This is a genomic window from Asanoa iriomotensis, assembly GCF_016862515.1.
GTDB classification, from domain to species: Bacteria; Actinomycetota; Actinomycetes; order Mycobacteriales; family Micromonosporaceae; genus Asanoa; species Asanoa iriomotensis.
This window is the reverse complement of the sequence record NZ_BONC01000096.1, coordinates 1-21,376: the sequence shown is the minus strand read 5'-3', so window position 1 is coordinate 21,376 and position 21,376 is coordinate 1. Positions and strand designations below refer to the sequence as shown.

Sequence of the window (21,376 nt, the reverse complement as noted above, 5' to 3'; positions counted from 1 at the left end):
CCCCCTAGACACCGGTGATTTCGCCGATGCGCGGTGACGCGTATGCGTCAAACACTGGTCTGCGTCGATGTCCCCCGACGGACCAGGAGCCCCCCACGTGAGAACACCCATCCGTCTCGCCGCCGTGGTGGCGGCCGCCGTGCTCAGCGTCGGTGTCGCGGGCGTGCCAAACGCGCTGGCGGCCGACAACCCCTACGAGCGCGGCCCAGCCCCGACCACGACCATCCTCGACGCCTCCCGCGGCCCGTACGCCGTGTCCCAGGTCACCGTCTCGTCGCTGGTCAGCGGCTTCGGCGGCGGCGTCATCTACTACCCGACCACCACCGCCGACGGTACGTTCGGCGCGATCGCGATCTCGCCCGGCTACACCGCGGCCTGGTCGAGCATCAGTTGGCTCGGCCCGCGGATCGCCTCGCACGGCTTCGTCGTGATCGGCATCGAGACCAACAGCCGCTTCGACCAGCCGGCCAGCCGGGGCACGCAGTTGCTGGCGGCGCTGGACTACCTGACCAACAGCAGTTCGGTGCGCACCCGGGTCGACAGCACCCGCCTCGCGGTGGCCGGGCACTCGATGGGCGGCGGCGGCAGCCTCGAAGCCGCTTCGGACCGCCCGTCGCTGCAGGCCGCGATCCCGCTCGCGCCGTGGAACACCGACAAGACGTGGTCGGAGATCCGCGTGCCCACGCTGATCATCGGCGGCGAGAGCGACTCGGTGGCACCGGTGTCGTCGCACTCGATCCCGTTCTACAACAGCATCCCGGCGTCGGCGGAGAAGGCCTACCTGGAGCTCAACAACGCCAGCCACTTCTTCCCGCAGAGCGTCAACACGCCGACCGGGCGGCAGATGGTGGCCTGGCTCAAGCGGTTCGTCGACAACGACACCCGCTACGAGCAGTTCCTCTGCCCCGGCCCGAGCGGCAGCGCGATCGACGAGTACCGCAACACCTGCCCGAGCAGCTGAGCCCAGCCCGGACGAAGGCGCCCGTCGATAGACGGGCGTCTTTGTTGCGGGCAGCTTTCGGATGGGTGAAACTGGATACATGTTTGTTGCACCGGCAGTGCACATTCTCGCGGTGCGCGGGCCCGTGCTGCGCGGCCGGGCCCGCGAGCTGACCGCGATCGGCCAACTGCTGCGGCGGGCGGCGGCCGGCACCGGCGGCGTCCTGCTGATCGAGGGCGACCCCGGCTCGGGCCGCAGCGCCCTGCTCGCCCACGCCGCACGGCAGGCACCGGGCTTCACCCACCTGCGCGCGCCCGGGCTGCCGGGCGAGGCCGACCTCCCTTACGCCGCGCTGCAGCGCCTGCCCGTGCCGCTGCCCGCCCGCCGCGCGCGCACGGCCGAGCAGCGGCTGCGGCTGTGCACGGCGGTGTTCGAGGCGCTCGTCGCGCGCAGCCGCCGCGGGCCCGTGCTCTGCGTGGTCGACGACGCCGAGTTGGTCGACAAGCCGTCCCTCGAGGTGCTCGGGTTCGTCGCCCGGCGGGTCGCGGAGCACCGGATCGCGGTCGTCTTCGCCGGCACCCACCTGCCGCCGGTCGACGGCACCACCCGGCGGCTCGCGCCGCTCGACACCGTCACGGCGGCCGACGTGCTGGCCGACCACGGCCTGGCCGGGGACCTGGCGGATGCGCTGGTCGGGCTGGCCGTCGGCAACCCCGCGGCGCTGCACGACCTGGCCCGCGGGCTGACCCCGGCACAGCGCCGTGGCGTCGAGCCGCCGCCGGCCGGGCTGCCCGCCGAGGGTGCGCTGCCGCGGGCGTACCGGATGAGGCTCCGCGCCCTGCCCCCGGCCACCCGGCGGGCGTTGCTGCTGGTCGCGCTGGAGGACGGCCTCGACCCGGCGGTGCTGGCCCGGCTCGGCGGCGGCGCGCTGGCGGCGGCGGAACGGTCCGGCCTGCTGCGCGGCGCCGGCTTCGCGCACCCGGCGGCCCGCGAGGTGGTGTGCGCGGAGGCGACGCTGGCCGACCGGCAGCGGGCACACCGGACGCTGGCCCGCCTGCTCACCGGCGAGGCGCACAAGCTGCGCCGGCTGCTGCACCTGGCCGCCGCGACGCCGCCGACCGACGCCCGGCTGGCCGACGAGATCGAACGCGCGGCCGGGTCCGTGGTGGACTGCCGGGTCGGCTCGGTGGCCCTGGAACGTGCCGCGGAGCTGACGCCTCCGGACGGGCCGGCAGCCGCACGCCGGGCGGCGGCGGCCCGGTACGCCTGGCTCGGCGGCGACCCGGCCCGGGCGCGCCGGCTGCTGGCCCGCGCGGGCCCGGCGGGCGCGCTGCTCGCCGGCGAGATCGCGTTGCGGGGCGGCACGGCCGGCGAGGCGCTGGAGTTGCTGCTCGCGGCGGCCGACGAGCTGGCCACCCGCCGGCCGGATCAGGCGTGGCGCGCCTTGGTGCTGGCCGGCGAGGCGGTGTGTCTGGACGGCAACCACGGCCGCTACCGCGAGGTGCTCCGCCGGGCCGCGTTGTTGCGCCGGGCGGGCTGCGTCGACCCCGTGCGCTCGGCGCAGGTCGTCGGCCTGGCGGCGGTGATGCGCGGCGACCACGAACGGGCGCGCCCGGCGCTGCGTTCGGTGCTGGAACTGTCCACCTCGGACCCGGAGGTGCTGACCTCCGCGGCCACCGCCGGCCTGCTGCTCGGCGACGACGCCGCCGCGCACCGCACGCTGGAGCGGGCCGCGTCGCTCGCCCGGTCCAGCGGCGCGGTCGCGCTCCTGCCGCGGGTGCTGGAGCTGCGCACGTTCGTCGAGTACTGGACGGGTTCCTACGAGGCGGCCGCAGCCAGCGCGCGGGACGGTCTCGACGCGGCCCGGTCCTGCGGCCAACGCGCCGCGGCCGGCAACCTGGTGGGCCTGCTGGCCCTGCTGGCGGCGCTGCGCGGTGACGCGCCGGAGTGCATGCGCTGGATGCGCGAGCTGCGCTCGGGTTCGCACGCCAGCCGGCCGCGCGCGCTGGTCCAGTGGGCGCTGGCGGTGCTGGACCTGGTGGCCGGCCGCGCCGCCGACGCCCTGCGGCGGCTGTCCACGATGGCCGACCCGGCGTCGGGCAGCAGCACGGTGCTGATCCACATGACCGCGACGCCGTACCTGGTGGAGGCCGCTGCCGCCGCCGGCGACCCGGCGGCGGCCCGGGCCGCGGCGGCGGACTTCGACCGCTGGGCGGCGGCCACGGGCGACCCGACCCGGCGTGCCCTCGCGGCCCGCTGCCGGGCGCTGCTGGCCCCGCGCGGCAGCGCGGTCGCGCTGGCGGAGTTCGAGCAGGCGCTGCGGCTGCACCCGGCCGGCGGCGGCGACTTCGAGCGCGCCCGCACGGAGCTGCTGCTCGGCCGCGACCTGCGCCGGGCCCGGCACCCCCGCGACGCCCGCCCGCACCTGCACCGGGCGGCGGAGGGCTTCGCCCTGGTCGACATGCCGGTCTGGGCGGCACAGGCGACGACGGAACTGCGGGCGGCGGGCGAGTCCTGCGACCATCCGTCGCCGCCGGGCCTGACCCTGACGGCCCAACAGCAACGGATAGCCCAACTCGTGGCGGGCGGCGCCACGAACCGCGAGGTGGCGGCCCAACTCTTCCTCTCGACCCGCACGGTCGACCACCACCTGCGCAACATCTTCAGCCGCCTCGGTGTCCGCTCCCGGACGGAGTTGGCCCGCACACTGTGATATCCATCGTTGCGTGGCTGCCATCCGGGTGGAGACGACAGCGATCGCGGTGGCGACCATGCGCACCCTGGAGGCCGACGTCCCCGCGGCCCATCGCCTCTTCGACGACCCGATCTCGGCGCACCTGCTCACGGGCGTGCCGGCCTGGGTCGCCCGCCACCGCTTCGCCCGGCTGGCCCTCGGTCGCCTGGCCGAGACGGCGATGCCAGGTGTACGCGGGACCGCGATCTGCCGCACCCGCGTGATCGACGACTGGTGCCGCGCCGCCCTTGCCGACGGCGCGCAGCAGGTGGTCGTGCTGGGCGCGGGCCTGGACAGCCGCCCGTACCGGCTCGCGGAGTTCGGCGCGGTGCCGGTGTGGGAGGTGGACCTACCGGGCGCGCAGCCCTGAAGCGGGCGGCACTCGCACGCCTGCCGGACCCGCCGACCAACGTTCACTACCTGACCGCGGACGTCACCACGGACCCCCTGCCCGACACGTTGGCCGGCGCGGGCTTCGACGCGACGGCCCGCACGCTGGTGGTCTTCGAAGCGGTGGCGCAATACCTGCCGGCGGACGGCGTCGAGCCGACCTTCGCGTGGGCGGGCGCGCTGCCGCGCGGCAGCCGTCTGGTCTTCACCTACCTGCCGGGCACGGTCTGGCGCGAGCGCCCGCGCGCGTCACGCCGCTACGGCTGGCTGAGCGCCTACGAGCCGGCCGAGGTCCCGGCCCTGCTGGCCCGCCACGGCCTGACGCTGCGCGAGGACGTCGGCGCGGAGGCGTATCCGGCCCGCTACCCGCAACTCCACGGCCGCCGCCTCACGCTGCGCGAGATCGAGCGCGTCGTCCTCGCCGAGGTCGCCGGCTAAGCGGCCGTGAAGGCGGTCATCAGGCGGCGGACGGCGGTGGCCAGGTCCGCGCGGTTCTCCGGGGTGCCGGGGGTCGGGGCCGTGAGGGCGCCGGCGCCGACCATGCGGTCGAAGAGGAGGCCGTCGACGCAGGCCACGAAGTGGTCGCCGGCCTGGGACGGGTTGGCGACCCCGGCGGCTTCCATCAGCGTGCGGGCCTGGTCGCGGGACGCGCGGCCGTACTCGAGGATCGTGCGTAGCTCCGGGCGGTGGGTGGCCTCCAGCAGGCACGCGTAGCGGGCCAGGGTGCGTTCGCGGCCCGTCGTGAGCCACGTGTCCAGGACCCAGGCCACCGATTCCGCGAACTCCGCCGGCGGCGGGTCGAACGACCGGCCCGCGAGGTCCTCGTTGTCCAGGTCGGCCAGGCGGCGGACCAGGGCCTCGATCAAGGCCTTGCGGGTACGGAAGTACGCCGACGTCGTGCCGAGGGGTAGGCCCGCCCGGCCGTCGACCGCGCGGTGGGTCAGGCCGCGCATGCCCTGTGCCGCCACCACGGAGATCGCGGCGTCGGTGAGGTCGGTGAAGCGGGTCACGGGTGGCTCCTCTCTCTTCTACATCTGTAGTATGGTCTTCTACAGATGTAGAAGGAGGGGTCATGGCGACGGCGGTCGTGGTCGGTGCGGGGATCGGTGGGCTCAGCGCGGCGATCGGGCTGCGCCGGCGCGGCTGGGAGGTGACCGTCCTCGAGCGGGCGCCGCGGATCAGCGCCGTCGGTGCCGGGCTCACCCTGTTCGCCAACGGCATGCGCTCACTCGACGCGCTCGGGGTCGGCGACGCGGTGCGGGCCGAGGGTCAGGTCGAGGCCTCCGGCGGGCTGCGCACGCCGAACGGGCGATGGCTGGCCAGAATCGACGGTGCCGCGATGAACCGGGTGCTCGGCACCTCCGCCATCGGCATCCACCGGGCCACGTTGCACCGCGTGCTGCACGACGCGTTGCCGGCCGGCACCGTGGTCACCGGGGTCGAGGTCACCGACGTGCCGTCGGCCGATCTCGTGGTGGCCGCCGACGGCATCAACAGCGGGATCCGCGGCCGGCGGTGGCCGGAGGTCCCGCCGCCCGCCTACGCCGGTGCGACCGCTTGGCGCGGCGTGACCACCGAGCCGTGGCGCGGTCCGCTGGTCGTGGCGGTCACCTGGGGGCCCGGTGCCGAGTTCGGCATGGTCCCGCTCGGCGACGGCCGGGTCTACTGGTACGGCTCGGTCACCTCGCCGCCGGCCGCCTGGCACGACGACGAAATGGCCGCCGTCCGCGACCGGTTCGGCGGCTGGCACGAGCCCATCCCCGCGCTGATGAATGCGACCGACACGGTGCTGCGCGACGACCTCTATCACCTCGCGACGCCGGTCCCGTCCTATGTGCGCGGCAACGTGGCCCTGCTCGGTGACGCAGCCCACGCGATGACGCCCCACCTCGGCCAGGGTGCCAACCAGGCCATCGAGGACGCGGTCGTGCTCGCGCACACCTGCGACCCCGCGGGCGACCTGGACTCGGGGCTGGCCGCCTACGACGCACAGCGGCGGCCGAGGTCGCAACAGGTGGCGCGGGCCGCGTACCAGATGGGTCGGTTCGGTCAGGGTCTGCACAACCCGGTGGCGCTCGCACTGCGCAACGCGGCGATCCGCCTCACCCCACCTAGTGCCGGTTTGCGGTCGATGACCCGCTTCGCGCTGTGGAAGCCGCCCACGATCTAGTTACGCTGGTCGGATGGCGGACAGTCCGGTGGAGCGGCTGCGGGCCGAGCGGCGGGACACGGTTGCCCAGATCGAGACGCTGGGGCAGGTGGTCGACGGGATCGTGACCGCGCAGACCGGCACCGCGACCGACGACGAGCACGACCCCGAAGGGCAGACCATCGCGTACGAACGTGCGCAGGCGGGTGCCCTGCTCCAGCGCGCACGCGACCGGCTCGTGGCGATCGACGCGGCGCTGAGCCGGGTCGAGGACGACAGCTACGGCCGCTGCGAACGGTGCGGCGGCCCGATCCACCCCGACCGGCTGGCCGTGCTCCCGGCCGCCCGCACCTGCATCGACTGCGCCGCTTAGCCCTCGCGCGCCATCGGGAGCTGGGCGAGCACCTGCGTCTCGTTGCTCGGGTTGGGCGTGTCGACGCCGAGTTGCCGGAGCTGACCCTGCATGAACGCGACCAGTTGGGCCCGGTATTCGCGGTCGAACTGCTGCAGCGACTCGATCTCCTGCTGCAACGCCTCGCGCTGCGGCTGCAGGCTGCCGACCGCGTCCTCGTAGCGCCGCTGCGCGTCCTGGTCGAGCGCGTCCGCCGCGTCCTGCGCGTCCTGGGTGATCTGCTCGGAGTTGGCCTGCGCGTCGGTGACCAACCGCTCGGACGTCTCGTTGGCGTCCGCGACGACCTGCTCCGCGGTGGCCTGCGCCTCGGTCAACAGCCGCTCGCCCTCGCGGCGCACGTCGTCGGCGTGCGCGGCCGCGTCACGGGCCGACTGCTCGGCCGAGGAGCGCGCGTCGGCGAGGACCTTGTCGGCCTGCCGGCGCATCTCGTCGGAGTAGCCCTGCGCCTCACGGGCGACCTGGTCCGCGGACCGGCGCGCCTCCGCCACCATCTGCTCGGCCTGGCGCTGCGCCGCCGCGATGTGCTCGTCGGCGGTGCGCTGGGCGAGCGTCAACACGGCGAGCGCCTGGTGAGAGTTGGGGTCGCCGAATGCTTCAGCTGGCTCAGTCATATGATGCCCATTGTCCGGAGTCGTCCCACCGAACAGCCCCTTCACGCGGCCTTTTACCCGGTTGTCGGTCACCGGTCGACCTCCGTCCTCGCGCGGCCCGGTCGGGCGGACGCTATCAGGCCGGACCGACATTGTTCGAGGGGGAAGTCGACAGGTTCAACCCCTGCCGGGGTACGTTCGCCCCTGAATGTCCACGATGAGCGGAACTCCCGTAGAGGATTCTTTCCGCCAGATCGCCGGCCAACCGATCGATGTCGGGAACCAGACCATCCTGGACGGCGGCGCGTTCCGACGCGACCCGGACCCGCGCCAGTCGCTTCAGGAGGCCACCGGCACCAGTTCGCCGGCCGCCCAGAGCGGCAACTGGTCCGCGTAATGCGGGTCACCGGGCCGGCCGCTCGCGCCGAACGGCACGATCCACCGGCTCGCGGCGCGGTCGCCGAGATCCCAGACATACCGGGCCACCGGGCCGCGCCAGCAGGCGTCGGACATGCCGGGCACGCTGTACGTCGCCAGCACACAGTCGGTGTCACCGCCGAGCGCCGCGGTCGGCGCGCCGCCGGGCAGCGCCTGGATCGGCGCCAGCACGTGCCGCTCGCCCCAGGGCTGTGCGGGCTGCGCCGCGGCATCGTCGAGGGCTCCCGCGGCCAGCGGCGCACAGTCGCCCAGCCCGGCCAGCACGCTCTCCAGCGCGGTGCCGATCCGCCCCAGCGGGTCCGTCCACGGCGCGAACAGCTCGTCGTATGCCGAGGCCGCCCGTAACGGCGCCAACACCGGATGCTTGTGCAACCGCCGCACCAGAGCGGCGCGCCAAGCCGCGTAGGCCCCGGCGTCCACACTCGATGCGGCCATCACGCCGTCCCAGGCGAGCAGCCGGTCCAGCAGGTCGGCGGCCTCCCCGCGCACGGCGGCCGCCGCCAGCAGGTCCCGCAGCACCACGCCCGCCGTGTCCGTGTGGATCGCCGCGGGCGCGACACCGTCGGACACCAGCGAGCGGATCCGCCGCGCCCGGTGGGCCGGCGCGAAGTCGACCCCGAGCGCGGCCACCGCCGGCCGGCGGTCGTTGGCGTGCACCGCCACCTCGTGCACCGCCGCCTCCGGCAGGTCCGCGAACCCGCGCCAGGCATACCGGTCGTCCCAGGCGGGCACCGGCTCCCAGCGGCACCGCTCGTCGCGCACCGGCACCAGACCGGCGACCAGTTCCCGCACGTCGCCGGCGGTGTCCGCGACGAGCACGCTGTTGACCGGCTCGACCCAGCACCGCAGCGCCGCCACGACGTCGCCGGTGTTCCGCGCCCGCAGCAGCGGCAGCAGCGCGTCGAAGCCGAGCGCGGCCGTGGCCCGGCTGGGCGTACGCAGGCTGATCGCCTCACCCGTGCGCCGGTCGACGTCGACCACCGGCCCGCGCCGGGTCTCGATCACCTCGACCCGCTCGGCTGGAGCGTCCCGCACCGAGACGTGTTCGACGTGCACGCCGGCCGGCTCCCAGCCCGCCGGCCCGCGCACCGACACCTCGCCGCCTCGCCGGCGCAGCCGATCCCGATAGAGGTCCTGGTAGTCCGCCATCGCGTTGGTGATCCCCCAGGCGACGCCGCCGGCGTGCCCGAAGTGCGGCACGCCCGGCACGCCGGGGAACGCCAGCCCGACCACGTCGAACTCGGGGCAGGCGAGGCCGATCTGCTGGTAGACGCCGGGCAGCTCGAGCAGCCGGTGCGGGTCGCCCGCGATCACCGCCGGCGGCCCGGCCACCGCCCAGGCGTTGCTGCCGGACCCGCCGGGCTCGGCCGCCGCGAACAACGCGGTGTCGCCGAGCGCGGCGGCGAGATCGGCCCGCCACAGCTTGTGCGGGAACGTGCCGAACAGCGCGTGCTGCACGAGGAACACCCCCAGCGGTGTCCACGGCTGCCAGCGCCCCGGTCGGATGCCGACCGCGGCGAACTCCGGCGCGTCCGCCGCGGCCAGCCCCGCGTTGACCCCGTCCACGTAGGCCTCGACCCAGCGCCGCGTTTCCGGCGCCAGGCGGGCGAAGCACCGCCGGGCGGTGTCGTCGAGCCGCGAACGCCGGGCGAACCGGTCCCACGGCAGCTCCGCCGGCCCGAGCACCGCCGCCAGCCGCCCCTGCGAGCGCAGCCGCTCCACCTCGATCTGCCAGGCCCGGTCGATCGCGGTGACCTGGCCTTGCAGGTGGGCGAGCCGGTCGGCGTCCGGTGCCCAGAGGTGCGGGATGCCCCACTCGTCGCGTCGTACCGTCATCGCCCGGCGATCGGGTTGGCCAGCGTGCCGGCGAAGATGAGCGAGCCGGCCTGGTCCGTGAGGTCGACCATCTGCAGCGTGTTGCGCAGCTGCAGCCGGTTGAGGCACGAGTGGTTGAACTCGGGCCGGTCCAGCGCGAGCCGCCCGCGCAGGTCCGGGTGGTCCGCGCCGTGGGCGGCGACGCACTCGCCGACCAGCGCCCAGAACCGCTCCCAGGGCAGCACGCCGTCGCCGTCGAGGATCCCCGCGAGGTGCCGCAGGAAGCCGTCGAACACGTCGGTGTGCAGGGCCAGCGCCTTGACGTCGTCGGACACGTCGATCCGGATCCGCTCGATCGCCGCCGGCAATGGCCGGTCGACACTCATCACCGCGACCTCCTCGCCGATGTCCTTCATGAACACCCGGGTCGGCACGTGCCCGTCGAGCACCAGGATCACGTTCTCGCCGTGCGGCATGAAGGCGAGATCGTGCCGCAGGACGCAGTGCACGACCGGGCGCACGTAGGCCCGCAGGTACGCCGCGACCCAGCGCTCGGCCGGCAGACCGGACGCGGCGACCAGCTCGGCGACCAGCGAGCGGCCGGCCCGGTCGCGGTGCAGCAGGCTGGCCATCGTCGCGAGGCGCTCGCCGGGCGCCAGCCGGGGCACGGGGCTCTCCCGCCAGAGCGCGGCGAGCATCCGCTGGTGTGCGGAGGCGAAACCGCTGCGGTGGTACGCGTCCCCGGTGTAGCCGACCGACGCCAGCTCGCGCAGGACGCCGAAGCCGCAGTCCCGCAGGGTGTCGTCGCCCGCGACGACCTCGGCCACCCAGTCGTTGATCGGTGGCGTGGCGCGCATGTAGGCGGGGGAGAGGCCGCGCAGGAAACCCATGTTCTGGATCGCCAGCGCGGTCTTCACGTAGTGCCGGTCGGGCCGGTCGGTGTTGAAGAACGTCCGGATCGACTGCTGCGCCCGGTAGCTGTCGGGCCCGGTGCCCAGCGGCACGATCGACCGCCGGGCCACCTCGGGCGCGAACGTGACGGCGTGCTTGTGCTCCCACTGCCAGGGGTGCGCCGGTAGGTAGCGGTAGTCGGCCGGGTCCAGCCCCAGGGCGCGCAGCCGCGCGGCGAACCGGTCCAGCGTGTCCGCACCGAGCTCGTCGGCGTAGAGCGCGTCCTCGGTCACCCCGTCGCCAGCGGTGAAGGCGCTCTCCGCCTTGCGCACCGCGAGCCAGACCAGCCGGACCGGTCGGCCCGCCTCGGGTGCGTACGCCTCGTGGTCGGCGAGCCCGAAGCCGATCCGCCCGTTGTTGGCCACGAAACCGGGGTGGCCCTCGGTCATCGCCGCCTCGATCGCCTGGAAGTCCGCGTGCACCAGGTCGGGCGCGGTGAACCGCTCGTGCGTGTGCTTCCAGGCGGCGCCGGCCAGCGTGGCGGCGATCTCCTCCAGGTAGGTGCCGACCAGCCGGTCCGGGATGCCGAGCGTGCCCGCCAGCGAAGCGACGAACGCCATCGCGTCCACGGGCTCGCCGTCCGCGCGGGCCAACGACTCCGGGTCGACCACCCAGTGCTCCAGCCCGTAGCGGCGGGCCTGGAAGCGGTGGCCGTGGACGGCGTAACCGTCGTCGCCGTCTCTCTCCGGTGTCAAGATCCGCTCGTGGCTGAACTCCGCGATCGCCTTGGCGACCAGCCGGCGGTGGGCGACGGCCATCGTCTCGGGCGTCAGGTGCGCGGGCGGTGCCGGATCGGTCCGGGTGTACGCCTCGCGGGTGCAGAAGCTCAACAGCGCCACCTTGTCGGAGAGCTGGACCCGGCGCTCGACTTCGAAGCCCACCTCGGCGTTCTTGCGCGCGATGGCCTCGTTGCGCGCGTCGGGCTCGACCACGACGCGGCGGGCCAGCGGGTCCGCGAAGACGAACGACATCACCGCCCGCATGACGGCGGAGGTGAGCCCGTGCCGGACGGGCGCGCCGGGTGCCGGCGGTGCGACGAGCACGTGCATCCCGACGTCGCCGTCACCCACGACGTAGTGCGCGGCAAGCTCGCTGTGCGCCGGCTCGTAGGTCTCGGCCAGGAAGACGGGCTCGCCGTCGAGCCGGCCGAGCCAGGCGTCGCGGTGGGGGTCGGCCTCGATCTCCGCGTACGCCTTGCGGACGGCCTCCACCGAGGCGCCCTGCATTCCCCAGTAGACGGATCTCGGATGGGTCACCCAGCCGTGCAACAGCTCCGCGTGCGCGTCGAGGTCGAGGGGTTCGAGGGTGAACGTCACGATGCCACCTCCGCCAGCGCCGGCGCGCCGAACTCCTGGAACGCGATCCGTTCCTCGACGGGGTAGACCTCGCGCCCGGTCAGGGCGCGGACGATGACCGAGTTGCGGTAGGCGCCCATGCCGAGGTCGGGTGCGGTCAGGCTGTGCGTGTGCTCCTCGGCGTTCTGCACGAAGATCTCGTCGCCCGCGTGGTCGACGGCGTAGCCGAGGGAGACGTCGTAGCGGCCGCGCTCGTCCCAGCGGATCCGGTCGCGCACGGGCGCCAGGAAGCCGGGCACGCGCGGCCGGTAGCCGGTGGCCAGCACGAGCCCGGCCGTCTCGGCGGTGAAGGACCGGCCCTGCTCCCCGTGGCACAGGTCGAGCACGTAACGTTCACCGTCGAACCGGGCCGCGGTGACCTCGACGCCCGTGCGCAGCGTGGTCCGCGCGTCTCCTCGCTCGTACAACGTGTCGAAGATCGTGTCGACCAGGTCGCCGCTGATGCCCTTGTAGAGGTTGCGCTGCTCGCGGCCGAGCCGGTCGCGGCTCGCCGCGGGCAGGGCGTGGTGGTAGCGGACGTACTCCGGCGAGGTCATCTCCAACGTCAGCTTCGTGTATTCCATCGGGAAGAACCTCGGCGACCGGGTGAGCCAGGTCAGGTGGTAGCCGTGCGCGTCAGCGCCCGGCAGCAGATCCAGGTAGATCTCGGCGGCGCTCTGTCCACTGCCGACGATCGTGATGGAGTCGAGCCTCTGCAGGCGCGCCTTGGCCGCCAGGTAGTCGGCGCTGTGCACGACCGGGCCGGGCAGGCCGTTCAGGGCGGCGGGGACGTGCGGCGCGGTGCCGATGCCGAGCACGAGCCGGCGCGCCAGCACCGTCTCGACCGCGCCGGCGGAGAGCACCCGCAGGGCGTACGCGCGGCTGGTCCGGTCGTAGTCGACGCGTTCGACCCGGCTGCCGAAGCTGATCGCGGGGAGCTGGGCTGCCGCCCACTGGCAGTAGGCGTTGTACTCGGCGCGCAACGGGTAGAAGCTCTCGCGGATGTAGAAGCGGTAGAGCCGGCCGGTCTGCTTCAGGTAGTTGAGGAACGAGAAGCGCGAGGTCGGGTCGGCCAGCGTGACCAGGTCGGCGAGGAAGGGCACCTGGATCGTGGCGCCGGGGATCATCAGGCCCGGATGCCAGTCGAAACCGTCCCGCTGCTCGAAGAACACACCGTCCACATCGGGCAGATCGGCGGTGAGGCAGGCGAGCCCCAGGTTGAACGGGCCGACGCCGACGGCGGCGAAGTCGTGGATCCGCATCACACCACCGCCGTGGCCAGGCGGGGGTCATCCTCCGCCAACAGCAGGTCGCCGGCTGCGCGTACCCGGTGCAGCACCGTCCGTAGGTGTTCGACCGTGGTCATCGGGTTGAGCAGCGTGAACTTGAGCCAGGGGCGGCCTTCCCGGGTGGTGCCGGCGATGATCGCCTCGCCCTCGGCGAAGAGCCGGGCCCGCAGCCGCGGTGTCAGCGTGTCGCAGGCGGCGTCGTCCAGGGCGGCCGGGCGGTAGCGGAACAGCACCGTGCTCAGCGTCGGCGCGGCGGCCACCTCGAACTCGGGGTCGTCGGTGAGCAGCCCGTGCGCGTCCTCGGCGAGGTCGACCACGCGGTCGAACATCGCGCCGAGCTGTTCGGCGCCCACCGTGCGCAGCGTCATCCAGAGCTTGAGGGCGTCGAACCGGCGGGTGGTCTGGAGGCTCTTGTCGACCTGGTTGGGCACGCTGGCCGTGCGCGGGTTGAGGTAGTCGGCGTGGTGGGCGATCCGGCGCATCGCGGCCGAGCGGCGCACGATGATCGCGCTGGAGCTGATCGGCTGGAAGAAGCTCTTGTGGAAGTCGACGGTGACCGAGTCGGCCCGTTCGATGCCGTCGAGCAGGTGCCGGCGGCGGGCGGAGACGAGCAGGCCACAGCCGTACGCGGCGTCGACGTGCAGCCAGACGCCGCGGCGGGCGCACGCGTTGGCGATGTCGGCGATCGGGTCGACGCAGCCCAGGTCGGTGGTGCCGGCGGTGGCGACCACGGCCATCGGCACGAGCTTGTAGGCGACGAGGTCGTCCAGCGTGCGGGTCAGCGCGGCCGGGTCCATCCGCCCGGCGGCGTCGGTGCCGACGGGCACCACGGCGTCGCGGCCGAGCCCGAGCAGGATCGCCGCCTGGGTGACGCTGAAATGGGCCTCGGCGGTGGCGAGGACGCGCATCCGGGACAGGTCGGTGGCGGCGCTGGCCTCCCGGGCGAGGAGCAGCCCGTGCAGGTTGGACTGCGTGCCCCCGCTGGTGAAGACGCCGTCGGCGTCAGGGCCGAACCCGATGCGGCCGGCGGCCCAGTCGACCAGCCGCCGTTCGATCAGCGTGCCGGTCGTGCTCTGGTCGTAGGTGTCGACCGAGGAGTTGACCGCGGCGAGCAGCACCTCGGCGCTGAGGGCGGGCAGGGCGACCGGGCAGTTGAGGTGTGCGACGTAGCCGGGCTCGTGGAACCAGACCGCGTGGTCGAGGTAGAGGCGGGCGACCTCGTCGAGGGCGGCGTCGGTGTCGCCGAGCGGCCGGTCCAGGTCCACGGCGTCGACCAGGCCCTGCAGGTCGGTCAGGCTCGCGCCCGAGTAGGGGCGGCGCACGGTGCGTACGCGTTCCGCCACGGCTTCCGCCGCGCGCGCGACGTCGTGCTGGAACGTTGCCACTGTGGACCGGCCGAACAGGTGCGGAGTTGGGGACTCCAACACGACCTCCCTTTAGGTTAGCCTTGCCTAACTCGGGCAAGACGTTACCTGGCGGAGGCGTGAAACGGAATCGCTCGTTGCGGGTTTCCGCAACCGCTCTCGCCGTGACCGTGCCGTCGCTGGCACGGTCGGCGCATGAAGTTACGAATTCTCTTCGTTGCACTGCTCGTGACCGTGACGGCGCTGACCGGCGGCGCCGCGCGTGGCCCGGTCGGGCCCGACGTCGGCTGGCCGACCCAGGCCTGTGTCAAAGGCACGATGGAGCCGATGGAGCTCGAGTTCCAGCTCCGGCTGACGGGCGACCTCTCCTGCGGCATGGCGAACCCACCGGGGCGTTGGGGGATCGCCCGCTTCATCCCGGGTCTCGCCTTCGGCGAGGTCGCCGAGCTCTACGACTACGCGCCGTTCGCGCCCACCACGTACTCGCTGACGAAGTCGGTGCCGTGGAACGGCACGGGCTACCTGTGCCTCGTGTCGGATCCGAACACCCGGCTGGCGTGCGTGTCGGTGAAGGCGCAGAGCTGGGTGATCGTGAGCACTGCGGTGGTCCCGGTCGACCATCCGGGCGTCAGCCTGCCGATCGTCCACAGCCCGCGCGGCGTCGAGCCGCCCACCTGCGGCACCTGCTGGTGAGCCGGATCATCGATCGCCCACGACCCGGAGGAACTCGAAGCTGTCGGCCGTGTGGGAGCCCGGCTGGGGACGGAAGACCACGAGGCGCTGGCCGGTGCTCTCGCTGCGGACGTAGTCGCACTGCACGTCGAGGTTGCCCGCCCGCGGATGGACGATCAGCTTGCGGGTGCTCTGCAGCGGGTCCACCTGCATGTCGCTCCAGTAGCCGGCGAACTCCGGGCTGGCCGCCCGCAGGTCGGCGACCAACTGCTCCACGACGACGTCGGGGCCGCGGCGGGCGGCGGCGGCCCGGAGGTCGGCCACGTAGCCCCGACCGACCGACTCGTGCTCCTCCGGCGCGTTCAGCGCACGGGACTCCGGGTCGGTGAACCACCGCCAGACCACGTTGCGCGACCGCTCGTCGCCGTCCGTCCAGCGGCCGAACAACGCCTTGGCCAGCGCGTTCTGCGCGAGCACCGTGGTCAGGTCGTCAACGATCTGCGCCGGCACCTCGTCGAGGGAGTCGAGCAGGAACAGCAGCGCCGGGTCCACGTACCCGGTGACGGCCCCTGGTTTCGGTGTCGCATAACCGCCCAGCCGGTAGAGGTAGTCGCGCTCCTCGACCGACAGGCGCAGCGCTCGCGCCAGCGACCCGAGCAGCGCCTCGGACGGCGTGCCGGCCCGGGACTGTTCGAGGCGCTCGTAGTAGTCGACGGACAGGTTCGCCAGCAACGCGACCTCTTCCCGGCGCAGGCCCGGGGTGCGGCGCCGGCCGCCCGACGGGATGCCCACGTCGGACGGCCGCAGCGCCTCCCGGCGACTGCGCAGGAAGTCACCCAACTCCCCGCGTGCCACAGCTCTCACTCCTCGATGGCCGCCATGCCCTCGGGCGTGTAGCGGGCACCGGCCGCGGCGCCGACCGGCACCGCCTCGCTCAGCTCCGCGAGCAGCGCCGGGGTCAGCTCGATCCCCGCTGCGGCGACGTTGGCCTCGAGGTAGGTGCGGCGTTTGGTGCCCGGGATCGCGGTGATGCCCCGTTCCATCACCCACGCTAGTGCGAGCTGGGCCGGGCTGACACCTTCCCGGTCCGCGACGGCGCGGATGCGGTCGACGAGCACCAGGTTGCGTTCGAGGTTGCCGTCGGCCATGCGGGGCCACGTCCGCCGGAAGTCGCCGTCCGGCACGTCGGCCAGGCTGCGGATGGTGCCGGAGAGAAAACCACGGCCCAGCGGGGAGTACGCCACGAAGCCCACGCCCAGGTCGCGGGTGGTCGCGAGCACACCGTTGGCCTCGACGTCGCGACTGAACAACGAGTACTCGGTCTGCACCGCCGACAACGGCGCGGCCGCGTGGGCCCGGCGGATGCTCGCCGGCGACGCCTCGCTGATGCCGAGGTAGCCGACCGTGCCCTCGGCGACCAGCTCACCCAGGGCGCCGAAGGTCTCCTCGACCGGCACGGCCGGGTCCACCCGGTGCAGGTAGAGCAGGTCGATGTGGTCGACGCCGAGCCGGCGCAAGGAGCGCTCGACCGCGATCCGCAGGTACGCGGGCTGCCCGTTCGCGGGGCCGACGATCCGGTCCTCGTCGTCGAAGGTCCGGCCGCCGACCTTGGTGGCGATCACCGCCTCGTCCCGCCGGCCGGCCAGCGCGCGGCCGAGCAGCCGTTCCGCGTTGCCGAGGCCGTAGAAGTCGGCGGTGTCGAACATGGTCACACCGAGGTCGAGCGCGCGGTGGATGGTGGCGGTGGACTCGGCGTCGTCGGGGGTGCCGTACGCGGCGGTCAGGCCGAACGTGCCCAGTCCCTCGACGGATGCGGTCAGGCCCTGCCGGCCGATCGCGTGTGTGCGTAACGTCATGGGATCCACGGTGCGCCCGGCGGCGGCACGTATCGGCGCCCCGGTTATCCCCGGTCCGCGAGGGCGACGTTGCGTCAGGTGTAGAGCAGGTCTCACGCGGTTGACACCTCGGCGCGGGCGACCGTAGCGTCCGGGGCAGACGTGACGACGGTTGGAAGCCGGTGCAACTCCGGCGCGGTCGCGCCACTGTGACCACGCGTACGCGTGGAAGTCAGACCCTCCGCCGTCACCGAAACCCATCGTGGGACGCGTGATCCCGAGGAGGTTCGCCCCGTGTCCAGCATCTCGTCTTCCGCCACCCCCCGCCCGGCCGTCCAGCCGGTGGCCATCCCGTGGCGTCAGCTCCAGCCCTGGCTCCTGTTCGGTGCCGTGCTGGCGATCGCGCTGCTCTACTTCGTCGGCACCGAGCAGGGCGTGTTCCACCTGATCGGCGGCAGCTCGGTGCACGAGTTCGTGCACGACGGCCGCCACCTGCTCGGCTTCCCCTGTCACTGACGGGCGGGGCATCGTGCTGTCCCCCCGTTCCCTGCTGATCCGCGGCATGCTGGTGGGACTGGCCGCAGGCGTGCTCGCGTTCGTGTTCGCCTACCTCGTCGGCGAGGGCCCGATCGACGCGGCGATCGCGTTCGAAGAGGCCCATTCCGAGGCGGCGGTCGGCGAACCGGAGCTCGTCAGCCGCACCGTCCAGAGCACCCTCGGCCTGCTCACCGCCACGCTGATCTACGGCGTGGCGCTGGGCGGGATCTTCTCGATGGTGTTCGCGGCCGCCTATGGGCGGCTCGGCCGGCTCGGGCCGCGGGCGACCGCGGCGCTGGTGGCGCTGGCCGGATTCGTGACCGTGGCGCTGGTGCCGTGGCTGAAGTACCCGGCCAACCCGCCGGCTACCGGTTCCGCGGACTCCATCGGCCGGCGTACGTCCCTGTATTTCCTCATGTTGGTGATCGCGCTCGCTTCCCTGGCGCTCGCGATCTACATCGGACGGTCGCAGGTGACGCGGTTCGGCCTGTGGAACGCGGCGATCCTCGGAGCCGGCGCGTTCGTGGCCGTGATCGCGGTCGCGCAGGTCCTGCTGCCCTCGATCGAGGAGATCCCCGACGGCTTCTCGCCGTTGGTGCTCTGGAACTTCCGGCTCGCGTCGCTCGGCACGCAGGTCGTCGTGTGGGCGGCGCTCGGGCTCGGCCTGGGCGCCGTCGTCGAGCGTGGCCTGCGCCGGGAGTCGGTGCTCAGCGCTCACTGAGATGCAAGGAACGGACCGTTATTAACGCTATGCGTTAATAACGGTCCGTTCCTTGCATCTCAGTGGTCGTGGTCGGCGGGATGGTGGTGCGGCAGCTGGGCGGCGCCGACGGCGTGCTCGTGGAACGGCAGGGCGATCCGGTATTTGCAGGTGTCGCAGTTGGCGCGGATGTCACCGCCGAGCGCTTCGCGGTAGCGCTCGACCACGATCTCGGCGAGGCCGTCACAGTCGCCGATCACCTCGGCCGTGCGGACCTCACCGCCGCGCGCCGCCGACCACTCGGCCGCCTGTGCGGCGACCCGGCGCGGCAGCACGCCGGTGAAGAGGAAGTAGGGCAGCACGACGATCCGTGCGGCGCCCAGGGCCCGGCAGCGGTCGAGGCCCGCGAGCACGCCCGGCTCGGCGAGGGAGACGAACGCGTACTCGACGCCGGCCACCGCGGTCGTCTCCGCCAGCAGCCGGGCCACCTTGGCCACCTCGGAGTTGGCGTCCGGGTCCGTCGAGCCGCGCCCGACCAGCAGCACGGTGGTCTGGGGTCCGGCGCCGGCCGTCGCGAGCCGCTCGCGCAGCAGCGCCAGCACGCCCGGATGGGGGCCGAGCGGGCGACCGTAGGCGAAGCTCAGACCCGGATGCCGGGCCCGTTCGGCGGCCAGCGACCCGGGGATGTCGCCCTTGGCATGGCCGGCGGCGACGAGCATCAGGGGTACGCAGGCCAGCCGCCGGGCACCGTCGCGGACGAGTTCGCCGACCGCGTCCTTGACGGGCGGCGGCGACAGCTCGATGAAGCCGCCGGCGACGGGCACGTCAAGGCCGCGGCCGACCCGGGCGACGAAGCGGCGGAAGTCCTCGGCGCCCTCCGGGTCGGTGGTGCCGTGGCCGGCGATGAGCAGGGGAGTGGTCATGCGAGTGGGTCTCCGTACAGCAGGGCGTTGACGGCGGCGGCGGCGACGGCGGCACCGCCGCGCGCGGACCGGTTGGACAGTTGCGGCAACGCGGTGCCGCGCAGTGCTTCCTTGGACTCGGCCGCGCCGACGTAGCCGACCGGCAGGCCGATCACCAGCGCGGGCCGGACGTCGAGCCGGATCAGCTCGGTCAGCGCGGTCGGCGCGTTGCCGATCACCCAGACGGCGCCGTCCTTGTGTGCTGCGGCCGCGAGCCTGATGCCGGCGGCCGATCGGGTCATCCCTGTCTCGCGCGCCAGGGCGGCCGCCTCCGGTGCTGCCACGAGGCAGGTCGCCGGATAGCGCGTGACGCCGGCCGCGACCATCGTCACGTCGGTGACGAGCGGGGCGCCGCCGGCCAGCGCGGCCTTGCCGGCCGCGAGCGCGGCCTCGTCGGTGACCAGGTCGTCGAGCCAGCCCGGGTCCGCGGTGGTGTGGATGATCCTTTCGACCACGTCCCGGGTGTACGGCGGCAGCCCGGAGGTGTCGGCCGCAGCGCGCAGGATCCGGTAGGACTCGGCCTCGATCGGGTGGACGGTGCGCTTCACGACAGCCACGCGTACTCCCGCGGTGTGACCATCCGCCCGGCCGCCAGCCGGCTGCGGCTCGACCCGACCAGCACGACGGATCGCATGTCCACGATGGACGGATCTGCGGTGAGCGCCGCCAGCGTGGTGAGGTGCACGTGCTGGCCCGGCCTTGACGCGTCGCGGACGACGCCGACCGGGGTGCCGGGCGGCCGGTTGGTGGCGAGGATCGCCAGGGCTTCGTCGAACTGGGCGATCCGGGCGCGGCTGCGCGGGTTGTATAGGCAGGCGACCAGGTCGGCGGCGGCCACGGCGCGCAGCCGGTCGGCGATCACCGCCCAGGGCGTGTGCAGGTCCGAGAGCGAGACGTAGGCGTGGTCGTGCCCGAGCGGCGCGCCCAGCAGTGCGCTCGCGGCCAGTGCCGCGGTCACCCCGGGCACGGCCTCGACGTCGACGTCGTTCCCGGCCAGCTCCAGCGCCGGCGAGGCCATCGCGTAGAGGCCGGCGTCGCCGGACCCGATCAGCGCGACCGCGTGCCCGGCAGTGGCCAGCTCGACGGCCTCCCGAGCACGCTTGGCCTCCTCACCCAGCACGGACGCGACGATCCGGGCGCCGGGGGAGAGCAGGTGCCGCACCTGTTCCACGTACTGGTCGAGGCCGACCACGACCGAGGCCCGACGCAGGGCGGCGGTGGCCCGGGGTGTGCGCAGATCCTCGGCACCGGGCCCGATTCCGACGATGGTCAGCCGGCCGCGCGGCACCAGCCGGGCGACGGCGGCCGTAGCGGTCGGGGTGACCTGCTTGGGCACGACGAGGTCGGCGCCCCGTCCGGCCTCGCGGGCGGCCCGCAGCGCGGCTGCCTCGGCCACGCTCGGTGTGCCGACCGCGGCCCGCACGACCTCCGACGGTGTCGGCACGTCCTCCTCGGCAAGCGCTTCGGCTGGGAACGTCAGCAGGGGCCAGCCGCGCGCGGCGGCGAGGGCCAGGATGCCGTCCTCGTCGGCCTTGACGTCCACAGTGGCCAATGCACGCACGGACGCCGCGTCGAGCCCGCCGGCAGCGAGCGCGGCATCCACCACGGCGGCGACCGCCTCGGCGGTGACGCCTCGACTGGCACCGACACCGACGACGAGCGAGGGCGGCCGGTAGACGAGGTCGCCGGCAGCCTCGACCCGGTCGGAGACGACCAGGCGCACCGGGTCGGCACCTGCCGGTAGCGGTGGCACCGGCCAGGTCGCGTCGGAGACGACGACCGCGCCGGCGCCGTCGAGCAGCGCGCGGGTCACCCGGGCGACCGGAGCCGGATCCACGAGCCGGAATCCGAGATCGGCGCCGAACCCGTCGAGCGGCGGGAGGCCGGCACTGTCGGTGGCGGTGGTGACCACCGGCTGCGCACCGAGCAGCGCCGCGATCCGCCGCGCGGCGTCGTTGGCGCCACCGTCGTGCCCGCCGGTCAGCGCCACCACGAACCGCCCGGGCTCGTCGACGCAGATCACGCCGGGATCGGTGTGCTTGTCCACCAGCAACGGCGCGATCAGCCGCACGGTCGCCCCGGTGGCGAGAAAACAGACCACGACGTCGTGCGCGCCCCAGGCGGCGTCGAGCTGCTCGCGCACAGGCCCGTCGTGGACACGCACCTCGCCGGGCCAGGCCTGCGCGAGCCGCGCGGCCATCGCTTGTCCTGCCGCGGTCGCGGCCACGACGCCGATCATCGCGAGCCCCATACCAGTGTCACGG

At 73.8% G+C, this 21,376-nt stretch carries 20 protein-coding genes and 1 riboswitch; of the genes, 9 read left to right on the top strand and 11 right to left on the bottom strand.

Going from position 1 to position 21,376, the window contains the following annotated elements; translation table 11 throughout:
• Positions 1-67: 67 nt before the first annotated feature.
• The 4 genes from Air01nite_RS37130 to Air01nite_RS37115 all read left to right on the top strand — a co-directional run bounded on the left by Air01nite_RS37130 (position 68) and on the right by Air01nite_RS37115 (position 4,502).
• On the top strand, positions 68-961 hold the full coding sequence (locus Air01nite_RS37130) for an alpha/beta hydrolase family protein (RefSeq protein WP_203708086.1): 894 nt from the start codon (positions 68-70) through the stop codon (positions 959-961).
• A gap of 79 nt (positions 962-1,040) precedes the next feature.
• Positions 1,041-3,653, top strand: a complete 2,613-nt coding sequence (locus Air01nite_RS37125; protein ID WP_203708085.1) for a helix-turn-helix transcriptional regulator — start codon at positions 1,041-1,043, stop codon at positions 3,651-3,653.
• A gap of 13 nt (positions 3,654-3,666) precedes the next feature.
• Positions 3,667-4,044, top strand: a complete 378-nt coding sequence (locus Air01nite_RS37120; RefSeq protein WP_203708084.1) for an SAM-dependent methyltransferase — start codon at positions 3,667-3,669, stop codon at positions 4,042-4,044.
• Positions 4,011-4,502 carry a class I SAM-dependent methyltransferase gene (locus tag Air01nite_RS37115; RefSeq protein WP_203708083.1) on the top strand — a complete coding sequence of 164 codons (492 nt, stop codon included), beginning with the start codon at positions 4,011-4,013 and terminating at the stop codon, positions 4,500-4,502. The genes Air01nite_RS37120 and Air01nite_RS37115 overlap by 34 nt, the downstream gene beginning before the upstream one ends.
• Here Air01nite_RS37115 and Air01nite_RS37110 read toward each other — a convergent pair.
• Entirely contained in the window at positions 4,499-5,074 is a 576-nt protein-coding gene (locus tag Air01nite_RS37110) for a TetR/AcrR family transcriptional regulator (protein WP_239091236.1), read from the bottom strand. The genes Air01nite_RS37115 and Air01nite_RS37110 overlap by 4 nt on opposite strands.
• Before the next feature lie 62 nt (positions 5,075-5,136).
• Here Air01nite_RS37110 and Air01nite_RS37105 point away from each other — a divergent pair, with 62 nt between their 5' ends.
• Both Air01nite_RS37105 and Air01nite_RS37100 read left to right on the top strand, forming a co-directional pair.
• Positions 5,137-6,234 (top strand): FAD-dependent oxidoreductase, encoded by a 1,098-nt coding sequence (locus Air01nite_RS37105; RefSeq protein ID WP_203708082.1) that lies wholly within the window; start codon positions 5,137-5,139, stop codon positions 6,232-6,234.
• Between the two features lie 13 nt (positions 6,235-6,247).
• Positions 6,248-6,586, top strand: coding sequence for a TraR/DksA family transcriptional regulator (locus Air01nite_RS37100; RefSeq protein ID WP_203708081.1), 339 nt, complete (start codon positions 6,248-6,250; stop codon positions 6,584-6,586).
• Here Air01nite_RS37100 and Air01nite_RS37095 read toward each other — a convergent pair.
• The 5 genes from Air01nite_RS37095 to Air01nite_RS37075 all read right to left on the bottom strand — a co-directional run bounded on the left by Air01nite_RS37095 (position 6,583) and on the right by Air01nite_RS37075 (position 14,469).
• Positions 6,583-7,236, bottom strand: coding sequence for a hypothetical protein (locus Air01nite_RS37095; RefSeq protein ID WP_203708080.1), 654 nt, complete (start codon positions 7,234-7,236; stop codon positions 6,583-6,585). The genes Air01nite_RS37100 and Air01nite_RS37095 overlap by 4 nt on opposite strands.
• Positions 7,237-7,554: 318 nt before the next feature.
• Positions 7,555-9,489 carry a penicillin acylase family protein gene (locus Air01nite_RS37090; RefSeq protein ID WP_203708079.1) on the bottom strand — a complete coding sequence of 645 codons (1,935 nt, stop codon included), beginning with the start codon at positions 9,487-9,489 and terminating at the stop codon, positions 7,555-7,557.
• Positions 9,486-11,735, bottom strand: a complete 2,250-nt coding sequence (locus Air01nite_RS37085) for a GNAT family N-acetyltransferase (RefSeq protein ID WP_275408325.1) — start codon at positions 11,733-11,735, stop codon at positions 9,486-9,488. The genes Air01nite_RS37090 and Air01nite_RS37085 overlap by 4 nt, the downstream gene beginning before the upstream one ends.
• Positions 11,732-13,015: a lysine N(6)-hydroxylase/L-ornithine N(5)-oxygenase family protein gene (locus Air01nite_RS37080; protein WP_203708078.1), complete on the bottom strand. Its 1,284-nt coding sequence runs from the start codon at positions 13,013-13,015 to the stop codon at positions 11,732-11,734. Before Air01nite_RS37080 ends, Air01nite_RS37085 begins: the two co-directional genes overlap by 4 nt.
• Positions 13,015-14,469: a pyridoxal phosphate-dependent decarboxylase family protein gene (locus Air01nite_RS37075; protein WP_373310560.1), complete on the bottom strand. Its 1,455-nt coding sequence runs from the start codon at positions 14,467-14,469 to the stop codon at positions 13,015-13,017. The genes Air01nite_RS37080 and Air01nite_RS37075 overlap by 1 nt, the downstream gene beginning before the upstream one ends.
• A 132-nt stretch (positions 14,470-14,601) precedes the next feature.
• Here Air01nite_RS37075 and Air01nite_RS37070 point away from each other — a divergent pair, with 132 nt between their 5' ends.
• Positions 14,602-15,099: a hypothetical protein gene (locus Air01nite_RS37070; RefSeq protein ID WP_203708076.1), complete on the top strand. Its 498-nt coding sequence runs from the start codon at positions 14,602-14,604 to the stop codon at positions 15,097-15,099.
• A gap of 6 nt (positions 15,100-15,105) precedes the next feature.
• On the opposite strand, the gene Air01nite_RS37065 is transcribed toward Air01nite_RS37070, so the two are convergent.
• Together Air01nite_RS37065 and Air01nite_RS37060 are read right to left on the bottom strand one after the other, a co-directional pair.
• Positions 15,106-15,933, bottom strand: a complete 828-nt coding sequence (locus tag Air01nite_RS37065; protein ID WP_203708075.1) for a helix-turn-helix transcriptional regulator — start codon at positions 15,931-15,933, stop codon at positions 15,106-15,108.
• A gap of 5 nt (positions 15,934-15,938) precedes the next feature.
• A complete protein-coding gene (locus Air01nite_RS37060; protein WP_203708074.1) occupies positions 15,939-16,934 on the bottom strand; it encodes an aldo/keto reductase in 996 nt (331 codons plus the stop codon).
• 141 nt (positions 16,935-17,075) lie between these two features.
• Positions 17,076-17,164, top strand: a riboswitch (adenosylcobalamin (AdoCbl) riboswitch).
• 43 nt (positions 17,165-17,207) lie between these two features.
• Here Air01nite_RS37060 and Air01nite_RS37055 point away from each other — a divergent pair.
• On the top strand, positions 17,208-17,429 hold the full coding sequence (locus Air01nite_RS37055; protein WP_239091235.1) for a CbtB domain-containing protein: 222 nt from the start codon (positions 17,208-17,210) through the stop codon (positions 17,427-17,429).
• A gap of 13 nt (positions 17,430-17,442) precedes the next feature.
• Entirely contained in the window at positions 17,443-18,171 is a 729-nt protein-coding gene (locus Air01nite_RS37050) for a CbtA family protein (RefSeq protein WP_203708073.1), read from the top strand.
• Positions 18,172-18,230: 59 nt separating this feature from the next.
• On the opposite strand, the gene Air01nite_RS37045 is transcribed toward Air01nite_RS37050, so the two are convergent.
• The 3 genes from Air01nite_RS37045 to cobJ are packed head-to-tail and all read right to left on the bottom strand — an operon-like array spanning position 18,231 to position 21,363.
• Complete coding sequence (locus Air01nite_RS37045; RefSeq protein ID WP_203708072.1) at positions 18,231-19,073, bottom strand: sirohydrochlorin chelatase; 843 nt, start codon at positions 19,071-19,073, stop codon at positions 18,231-18,233.
• Positions 19,070-19,660, bottom strand: coding sequence for a precorrin-8X methylmutase (locus tag Air01nite_RS37040; protein ID WP_203708088.1), 591 nt, complete (start codon positions 19,658-19,660; stop codon positions 19,070-19,072). The genes Air01nite_RS37045 and Air01nite_RS37040 overlap by 4 nt, the downstream gene beginning before the upstream one ends.
• On the bottom strand, positions 19,657-21,363 hold the full coding sequence (gene cobJ, locus Air01nite_RS37035; protein WP_239091238.1) for a precorrin-3B C(17)-methyltransferase: 1,707 nt from the start codon (positions 21,361-21,363) through the stop codon (positions 19,657-19,659). Before cobJ ends, Air01nite_RS37040 begins: the two co-directional genes overlap by 4 nt.
• Between the last annotated feature and the right edge of the window lie 13 nt (positions 21,364-21,376).

Bases quoted from the DNA above. Each gene is read 5' to 3' on its own strand.
- Air01nite_RS37130 (WP_203708086.1), top strand. From the start codon at position 68: ATGTCCCCCGACGGACCAGGAGCCCCCCACGTGAGAACACCCATCCGT.
- Air01nite_RS37125 (WP_203708085.1), top strand. From the start codon at position 1,041: ATGTTTGTTGCACCGGCAGTGCACATTCTCGCGGTGCGCGGGCCCGTG.
- Air01nite_RS37105 (WP_203708082.1), top strand. From the start codon at position 5,137: ATGGCGACGGCGGTCGTGGTCGGTGCGGGGATCGGTGGGCTCAGCGCG.
- Air01nite_RS37100 (WP_203708081.1), top strand. From the start codon at position 6,248: ATGGCGGACAGTCCGGTGGAGCGGCTGCGGGCCGAGCGGCGGGACACG.
- Air01nite_RS37095 (WP_203708080.1), bottom strand. From the start codon at position 7,236: ATGACTGAGCCAGCTGAAGCATTCGGCGACCCCAACTCTCACCAGGCG.
- Air01nite_RS37090 (WP_203708079.1), bottom strand. From the start codon at position 9,489: ATGACGGTACGACGCGACGAGTGGGGCATCCCGCACCTCTGGGCACCG.
- Air01nite_RS37080 (WP_203708078.1), bottom strand. From the start codon at position 13,015: ATGCGGATCCACGACTTCGCCGCCGTCGGCGTCGGCCCGTTCAACCTG.
- Air01nite_RS37070 (WP_203708076.1), top strand. From the start codon at position 14,602: ATGAAGTTACGAATTCTCTTCGTTGCACTGCTCGTGACCGTGACGGCG.
- Air01nite_RS37060 (WP_203708074.1), bottom strand. From the start codon at position 16,934: ATGACGTTACGCACACACGCGATCGGCCGGCAGGGCCTGACCGCATCC.
- Air01nite_RS37045 (WP_203708072.1), bottom strand. From the start codon at position 19,073: ATGACCACTCCCCTGCTCATCGCCGGCCACGGCACCACCGACCCGGAG.
- cobJ (WP_239091238.1), bottom strand. From the start codon at position 21,363: ATGGGGCTCGCGATGATCGGCGTCGTGGCCGCGACCGCGGCAGGACAA.